8 protein-coding genes and 1 tRNA gene are annotated in these 7,417 nt (G+C 75.4%); 2 read left to right on the top strand and 7 right to left on the bottom strand.

What is annotated here, in order from left to right; all coding sequences use genetic code 11:
- Positions 1-304 precede the first annotated feature (304 nt).
- Complete coding sequence (locus ABQ292_RS25600; protein ID WP_369210521.1) at positions 305-1,525, top strand: acetyl-CoA C-acetyltransferase; 1,221 nt, start codon at positions 305-307, stop codon at positions 1,523-1,525.
- Positions 1,526-1,706: 181 nt separating this feature from the next.
- On the opposite strand, the gene ABQ292_RS25595 is transcribed toward ABQ292_RS25600, so the two are convergent.
- The 4 genes from ABQ292_RS25595 to ABQ292_RS25580 form a co-directional block, all read right to left on the bottom strand.
- Positions 1,707-2,627, bottom strand: a complete 921-nt coding sequence (locus ABQ292_RS25595; RefSeq protein ID WP_369210520.1) for a Bax inhibitor-1/YccA family membrane protein — start codon at positions 2,625-2,627, stop codon at positions 1,707-1,709.
- A 215-nt stretch (positions 2,628-2,842) separates the two neighbouring features.
- Positions 2,843-2,916: transfer RNA gene (locus ABQ292_RS25590), tRNA-Leu, on the bottom strand.
- Positions 2,917-2,948: 32 nt separating this feature from the next.
- Complete coding sequence (locus tag ABQ292_RS25585; RefSeq protein ID WP_369210519.1) at positions 2,949-4,331, bottom strand: NAD(P)/FAD-dependent oxidoreductase; 1,383 nt, start codon at positions 4,329-4,331, stop codon at positions 2,949-2,951.
- A 9-nt stretch (positions 4,332-4,340) separates the two neighbouring features.
- Entirely contained in the window at positions 4,341-5,210 is an 870-nt protein-coding gene (locus ABQ292_RS25580) for a uracil-DNA glycosylase (protein ID WP_369210518.1), read from the bottom strand.
- A gap of 64 nt (positions 5,211-5,274) precedes the next feature.
- Here ABQ292_RS25580 and ABQ292_RS25575 point away from each other — a divergent pair, with 64 nt between their 5' ends.
- Positions 5,275-5,568 carry a DUF4235 domain-containing protein gene (locus tag ABQ292_RS25575; RefSeq protein WP_369210517.1) on the top strand — a complete coding sequence of 98 codons (294 nt, stop codon included), beginning with the start codon at positions 5,275-5,277 and terminating at the stop codon, positions 5,566-5,568.
- Between the two features lie 12 nt (positions 5,569-5,580).
- Here ABQ292_RS25575 and ABQ292_RS25570 read toward each other — a convergent pair whose 3' ends face one another.
- From ABQ292_RS25570 to ABQ292_RS25560, 3 genes are all read right to left on the bottom strand, one after another.
- Positions 5,581-6,531, bottom strand: coding sequence for a Ppx/GppA phosphatase family protein (locus ABQ292_RS25570; RefSeq protein WP_369210516.1), 951 nt, complete (start codon positions 6,529-6,531; stop codon positions 5,581-5,583).
- A complete protein-coding gene (locus ABQ292_RS25565; protein WP_369210515.1) occupies positions 6,528-7,049 on the bottom strand; it encodes a DUF501 domain-containing protein in 522 nt (173 codons plus the stop codon). Before ABQ292_RS25565 ends, ABQ292_RS25570 begins: the two co-directional genes overlap by 4 nt.
- Positions 7,046-7,417: FtsB family cell division protein (locus ABQ292_RS25560; RefSeq protein ID WP_369210514.1), on the bottom strand; the 372-nt coding region annotated here is incomplete at its 5' end. The genes ABQ292_RS25565 and ABQ292_RS25560, both read right to left, overlap by 4 nt.

The raw sequence follows: 7,417 nt of genomic DNA, 5'->3' as shown, positions 1-7,417 counted from the left end.
CCGCTGGGCACCTGGGCGCGGCTGCTGCGCCGCCGCCCGACCGAGCTGCCGACGCCGGACGAGGTCCCCGCCACGGAGCTGCCGGTCGGCTGAGGGAGGACCTCACTGCCCCGCCGTGGAAGGGCCCCGTCCTCCCCAGGCTCGGCGCGGGACCCCGGAGGGTGGACGGCGCCGCGTGAGCCGCGCCACAGTCGGCGAACCGAACGGCGTTCTGCCCGCGTCCGGCTGCCTACCCGGGGGTAGTTTCCCGGGTGACCCGACACCCGGCACCCCCGGCCGGGCCCGCCTCATCGTGGAGGACCCCATGCCCGAAGCAGTCATCGTCGCGACCGCGCGTTCGCCCATCGGGCGGGCGTTCAAGGGGTCGCTCAAGGACCTGCGCCCCGACGACCTGACCGCGACCATCGTCCGCGCCGCGCTGGACAAGGTGCCCGCGCTGGACCCGGCCGACATCGACGACCTGGTGCTGGGCTGCGGCCTGCCCGGCGGCGAGCAGGGCCACAACATGGGCCGGGTGGTGAGCGTCCTGCTCGGCATGGACCACCTGCCGGGCGCCACGATCACCCGCTACTGCTCCTCGTCGCTGCAGACCACCCGCATGGCCATGCACGCCATCAAGGCCGGCGAGGGCGACGTCTTCATCTCCGCCGGCGTGGAGATGGTGTCCCGCTTCGTCAAGGGCAACAGCGACTCGCTGCCCGACACCCAGAACCCGGCGTTCGCCGACGCCCAGGCCCGGGTGACCAAGACCGCCGAGAGCGGCGCGGACTCCTGGACCGACCCGCGCCAGAGCGGCGACGTCCCGGACATCTACATCGCCATGGGGCAGACCGCCGAGAACCTCGCGCTGCTCAAGGACGTCTCCCGCCAGGAGATGGACGAGTTCGCCGTCCGCAGCCAGAACCTGGCGGAGAAGGCGATCGACGAGGGCTTCTGGGAGCGGGAGATCACCCCGGTCACCACGCCCGACGGCACCGTCGTCAGCAAGGACGACGGCCCGCGCGCCGGCACCACCCTGGAGGGCATCTCCGGCCTCAAGCCGGTCTTCCGCCCCGACGGCCGGGTGACCGCGGGCAACGCCTGCCCGCTCAACGACGGCGCCGCCGCGGTGGTCGTCATGAGCGACACCAAGGCCCGCGACCTCGGCCTGACCCCGCTGGCGCGCATCGTCTCCACCGCGGTCACCGGCCTCTCGCCGGAGATCATGGGCTACGGCCCCGTCGACGCCTCGCGGCTGGCCCTGCAGCGGGCGGGCATGAGCATCGGCGACATCGACCTGGTGGAGATCAACGAGGCCTTCGCCGCGCAGGTCATCCCGAGCTACCGGGACCTGGGCATCGACATCGACAAGCTCAACGTGCACGGCGGCGCCATCGCCGTGGGCCACCCGTTCGGCATGACCGGCGCCCGCATCACCGGCACGCTGCTCAACGGCCTGCAGACCAAGGACGTGACCTTCGGCCTGGAGACCATGTGCGTCGGTGGTGGCATGGGCATGGCCATGGTCCTGGAGCGCCTCTCCTGAGCTGAGCCCCGCACACGACGGCGGCCCGGTCCCCCTGCTGGGAGACCGGGCCGCCGACGTCCGCGGGCCCCGTCCGGGCCCGGGAACGACAGTGGCCCGGCCCCTGACGGGGACCGGGCCACTGTCCGTGCTGCTGGCCCCGCTGCCTCTCGCGCCGAGCGTGGGGCAGCGGGGTCCGTGCTCAGTTGTCCTGGAAGTAGGACAGCAGCCGCAGGATCTCCAGGTACAGCCAGACGACCGTGACCAGCAGGCCGAAGGCGATGTACCAGGCGAACTTGGCCGGGGCGCCACGGCGGATGGCCTCGTCGGCCATGTCGAAGTCGAGCAGCAGCGAGAACGCCGCCACACCGATCACGACGAGGCTGAAGACGATGGCCAGCGGGCCGCCGTCACGCAGGCCCAGGCCGCCGGGGACGAAGAAGCTGACCACCAGGTTGACCAGGACCAGGGCCAGGACGCCGAACAGCGCGCCCACGATCCAGCGGGTCAGCTTGGGGGTGACCCGGATGGCGCCGGTCTTGTAGACCACGAGCATCCCGGCGAAGACACCGAAGGTGCCGATGATCGCCTGGACGACGATCCCCGGGTAGATCGAGTTGAAGGCCTCGCTGATGGCGCCGAGGGCGACACCGTAGAGCGCGCCGTAGGCCAGGGTCGCCGCCGGGTTGGCGATCTGCTTGAAGGCGATCACCAGGCCCAGGACGAAGGCCACGAGCACCGCGGGCAGCGCCAGACCCCAGGCGGCCTGACCGGGCAGCGCCCAGACGACGGCCGCCGCGAGGACGGTCACCAGGAACGACAGACCCGTCTTCTGGACGACGTCGTCCATGGTCATGTACCGGGTGGCCGGCGGGCTGAACGGCTGGCCGGCGGGAGCCGGGGCACCGTAGCCCTGCGGCGCGCCGTAGCCCGGCTGGGCGTACGGCTGGCCGTACTGCTGGCCGTAGCCTGGGGCGCCGTAGCCCTGCTGGCCGTACGGCTGGCCGTAGCCGGGAGCGCCGTAGCCCTGCTGGCCGTACTGCTGCTGACCGTACTGCTGCTGACCACCGCCGGGCGCGGCGTTGGCGAAGCCCCGGCCGAAGACCGGGTTGTGGCTGGGCATCGTCATCTCCTCGAGGTGACTGGTCGGTCCGTGGGCTGCCGTCGCGCACCCCACTCGGTCCCTACAACGCCACAGGTGGCCTGCGCGTTCCGCAAGGAGCCTCGTACCCCAGCCGGGTGAGTCCACGCTGACGGTGACGCCGCCCACACGGAGGAGCGGGTCTCTCCTGCGACGGGTTCGCGGGCCGCGTGCACCGCTCCTGACGGCCCGGGAGGTGCCCCCGGTGGGACTCGAACCCACACTGCGACCCTTTTAAGGGGCCTGCCTCTGCCGGTTGGGCCACGGGGGCGCGCCGGCGCCGCGCGGGCCCCGGCGGGGAGGTCAGCGGGCCTGGGCGCGGTCGGCCGCCGTCGGGGCGGGCAGCTGCCCGGTGCCGCCGGCGCCCGCGGCCGTGACGAACTCGCGCCTCGGGTCCTGCAGCTGGCCCAGCGCGATGACCTCGCGGCGGAACACCGACGCCAGGGTCCAGTCGGCGACCACCCGCGCCTTGCGGTTGAACGTGGGCACGCGGCTGACGTGGTAGGTGCGGTGCATGAACCAGGCCGGCCAGCCCTTGAGCTTGACGCCGTAGACCTGCGCGACGCCCTTGTGCAGCCCCAGGCTGGCCACCGAGCCGGCGTACTCGTGCCGGTAGGCCTGCGGCTGCTCACCGCGCAGGACGGCGACGACGTTGTCGGCCAGCCGCTTGGCCTGCCGGACGGCGTGCTGGGCGTTGGGGGCGGTGGTGGCGCCGGGCTGCTCCTTGGTGATGTCGGGGACGGCGGCCAGGTCGCCGGCGGCCCAGGCGTCCTCGGTGCCGCTGACCTGCAGCGTCGGCTCGCACCGGACCCGGCCGCGTTCGTCGAGGGGCAGGTCGGTCGAGGTCAGCAGGGGGTTGGGCTTGGTGCCCGCCGTCCACACGAGGGTGTCGCTGGCGAACTCCTCCCCGTCGCTGAGCCGGACCACGCCCTCGTCGGACACGGACTCCAGTCGGGTGTTGAGCCGCACGTCCATGCCGCGGGCGGTGAGCTGCTTGACCGTCCAGGCGGCCATGTCCAGGTCGACCTCGGGCAGGATGCGGCCGGTCGCCTCGACCAGCACCCAGCGCATGTCGCCGGTCGACAGCCGCGGGTAGTAGTGCTCGACGGCGTACCGGGCCATGTCCTCGAGCTCGGCGAAGGCCTCGATGCCGGCGTAGCCGCCGCCGACGAAGGTGAACGTGAGCGCGCGGGTGCGGACCTCGGGGTCGTCGGTGGAGGCCGCGGCGTCGAGCCGGGCGAGCACGTGGTTGCGCAGGTAGATGGCCTCGCCGACGGTCTTGAAGCCGATGCCGTGCTCGGCCAGGCCGGGGATGGGCAGCGTGCGCGCCACCGAGCCCGCCGCCATCACCAGGACGTCGTAGGAGAGCTCGTAGGGGTGCCCCTCGGCCGGGACGATGCGGGCGCGCTTGTCGGCGTGGGAGATCGAGTCCACCGCCCCGGTCACCACCCGGCAGCGGTCGAGCGTGCGCCGCAGCGGGACGACGACGTGCCGCGGCTCCACCGAACCGGCCGCCGCCTCGGGCAGGAACGGCTGGTAGGTCATGTGGGGTTGCGGGTCGACGACGACGATCTCCGCCCGCCCGCGGGACAGCTTCTTCTGCAGCCGCAGCGCCGTGTAGAGGCCGACGTAGCCACCGCCGACCACGAGCACCACCGGACGGGACGCGGGACCCGGACGAGACATGGGCCCAGCCTAGGGGCGCGGGCCCCCGCCGACAGGGTGGCCGGAGCCCGGCTGCCCCGCTTCCCCGGCGGCGAGCTCCGTGGCGCGGGAGAGGACGGCGTCGAGCATCGGCTCGGTCAGCCGGCCGGTGAAGGTGTTCTGCTGGCTGACGTGGTAGCTGCCCAGCACGGTCAGCTCCCCCCGCGGCCCGCTCAGCGTCACCTCGGCGCCGTGGCCGAACGCCGGGCGCGGGCGGGGCAGTGCGTAGCCGGCGCCGGCGAGCACCGGCCACATCGCCGTCCAGCCGAACCCGCCGAGGACGACGACCACCCGCAGCCGGGGCAGCAGCGCCAGCTCCCGCGCCAGCCACGGGTTGCAGGTGTCGCGCTCGGCGGGGGTCGGGGCGTTGTCCGGGGGCGCGCAGCGGACCGCCGCGGCCACCCGGACGCCGGTCAGCTCGAGTCCGTCCCCGACGTGCGTGGACGTCGGCTGGCTGGCCAGCCCCGCCCGCCACAGCGCGGCGAAGATCCAGTCGCCGCTGCGGTCGCCGGTGAAGACCCGCCCGGTCCGGTTCCCGCCGTGGGCGGCCGGCGCCAGCCCGACGACGGCGATGCGGGCGTCGGCCGGGCCGAGGCCGGGCACCGGGCGGCCCCAGTAGTCCTGGTCGCGGAAGGACGCCCGTCTGACCCGCGCGACCTCCTCGCGCCAGGACACCAGCCGCGGGCAGGCGCGGCAGCCCGACACCCGGGCGTCGAGGACGGCGAGGTCGCGGGCGGCGCGGGCGGACCGGGCGACGCCGGCGGCGGTGCGGGTGACCGGGAACCCCTGCGCGTCCCCGCGGCCCCGCTGCAGGGTCCCGCCGGGCGCTCGGGAGTGGCGGGGGGCAGCAGCGTCCTCCATGCCGCCCAGTGGACCACCCGGGCCGGGTCGCACGCGGCCGGGGGCGGGACGGCATGATCAGCGCATGGCCCGCAAGGAGAAGGCGCCGCTGACGTGGAAGCTGCTCGGCTCGGGGCTCGCGATCCCGGCGGGGATCGCCGCCCGCAAGCTCACCGACGCAGCCTGGTACGCCGCCCGCGGCACCACCCCGCCGAAGAACCCGGCGGCGCCCGGGGTGACCTGGCCGGAGGCGCTGGCCTGGGCCGCGTTCTCCGGGGTCGTGGTCGCCGCCGGCCGGCTGGTGGCCGCCCGCGGGGCCGCGGCCGCCTACCAGTCGCTGACCGGCAAGCTGCCCCCCGGCCTCAACGAGGGCCCCTGACGGCGCGGGGCCTCACCCGCGCGCCAGGCGCAGCGCGATGCCGTCGAGGATGTCGTGCTCGCTGACGACGACCTCGTCGAGCGCCAGCGCGTCCATGACCACCCGCAGCACCAGCGCGCCGGCGCCGATGACGTCGACCCGGCCCGGGTGCATCACCGGTGCGGCCGCCCGCCGCTCGCGGGTGGCGGTGAGCAGCCCGGCGGTGACCGAGCGGACGGCGCCCACCGGGATGCGCGAGCCGTGGATGGCCACCGGGTCGTAGGCGGGCAGCCGCAGCGCCAGCGCGGCGACCGTGGTCACCGACCCGGCCAGGCCGACCAGCGTGGCGGCCTCGCCGACCGGCACCGTGGCGGCGACGTCGGTCAGGGCGGCCCGGATGTCGGCCTCGGCGCGCTGGATCTGATCGGCGTCCGGCGGGTCGCCGTGCAGGTGCCGCTCGGTCAGCCGCACGCATCCGACGTCCACCGAGCGGGCGGCACGCACCCCTTCGGCGTCACCGAGGACGAACTCCGTCGAGCCGCCGCCGATGTCGACCACCAGGTACGGCGGGCGGGGCGGCGGGCCGCCGTGCGCGGCGGCCGCGGCGGCGAGGGAGGCGGTGGCCCCCAGGTAGGACAGCCGGGCCTCCTCGTCGCCCGCCACGACGTCGGGCAGCTGGCCCAGGGTCTGGTGCACCATCGCCTCGAAGTCGGCCCGGTTGGCCGCGTCGCGGGTGGCGCTGGTGGCCACCATCCGCACCGCGGTGGCCCCGAGGTCGCGGGCCTGCGCGGCGTACTCGGCCAGCACCCGGCGGGTGCGCTCGATCGCCTCGTGCGCCAGCCGGCCGGTGGCGTCGACGCCCTGGCCGAGCCGGACGACCTCCATGCGGCGCAGCAGGTCGGTGTGCGCGCCCTCGGCGGGGACGTCGGCGACCAGCAGGCGGATGGAGTTGGTGCCGCAGTCGACGGCCGCGACGCGGGTCACTGACCCTCCTCGCGGAGCGCGCACGGCCCGGCGGCCCACCACTCGCCCATCTCGGCCACCGCGCGGTCGCCGACCGGGTTGACGCCCGGGCCGGCGGCCAGCGCGTGCCCGGCCAGGGCGTGCAGGCACTTGACCCGGTCGGGCATGCCACCGGCGGTGGCGCGGGTGGGCAGCTCACCGAGGGCGTCCCGCTCGGCCAGGTAGGCCTCGTGCGCGGCCCGGTACCCCGCCGCGAGCTCGGCGTCGGTGCCCAGGGCGTCCTGCCACTCGCGCATCCGGCCGGTGGACTCCAACCGGCTCGCAGCGGCGGTCGCGCGCGGGCAGGTCAGGTAGTACAGCGTCGGGAACGGGGTGCCGTCCTCCAGCCACGGGGAGGTCTGCACGACGTCGGGCTGGCCGCAGGGGCACCGGTGCGCCACCGCCCGCACCGCCCGCGGGGGCCGGCCGAGCTGGCGGGCGACGAGCTCGTGCTCCTCCGGCGTCACCGGCTCGCGTACGCGCTCCCCCGGCGCGGTCACTCCCCCGCTCCCGCGCCGGCGTCGTCGGCCTCGGCCACCGACCCCAGCAGCTCGTCGTACCAGGGGTGCGCGGTGTCGGGGACGTCGGGCAGCGTGCCGGCGTCGCCCTCGGCCGCCTCGCCGTCGATGACCAGGACCAGCCGGTCACCGGGCAGCACGTAGGCCAGCCGCTCGCGGGCCTGCCGGGCGGTCCAGGCCGGGTCGGCCTGGCGCTCCAGCTCGGCCTCCAGCTCGGCGATCCGCGCGTCGTAGGCGGTGCCCTCGGCCGCGAGCCGGGCCAGCTCGGCCCGGCCCTCCAGCCACTGCCGCACCGGGCCCGCGAGGGTCAGCGCCAGCAGCAGCACCAGCCCGACCAGCAGCACGGCGCG

Origin of the sequence: Geodermatophilus maliterrae (genome assembly GCF_041018925.1) — a bacterium.
Classification (GTDB): Bacteria; Actinomycetota; Actinomycetes; order Mycobacteriales; family Geodermatophilaceae; genus Geodermatophilus; species Geodermatophilus maliterrae.
The sequence above is the reverse complement of the archived record's forward strand: the minus strand, read 5'-3'. Positions and strand labels throughout refer to the sequence as shown.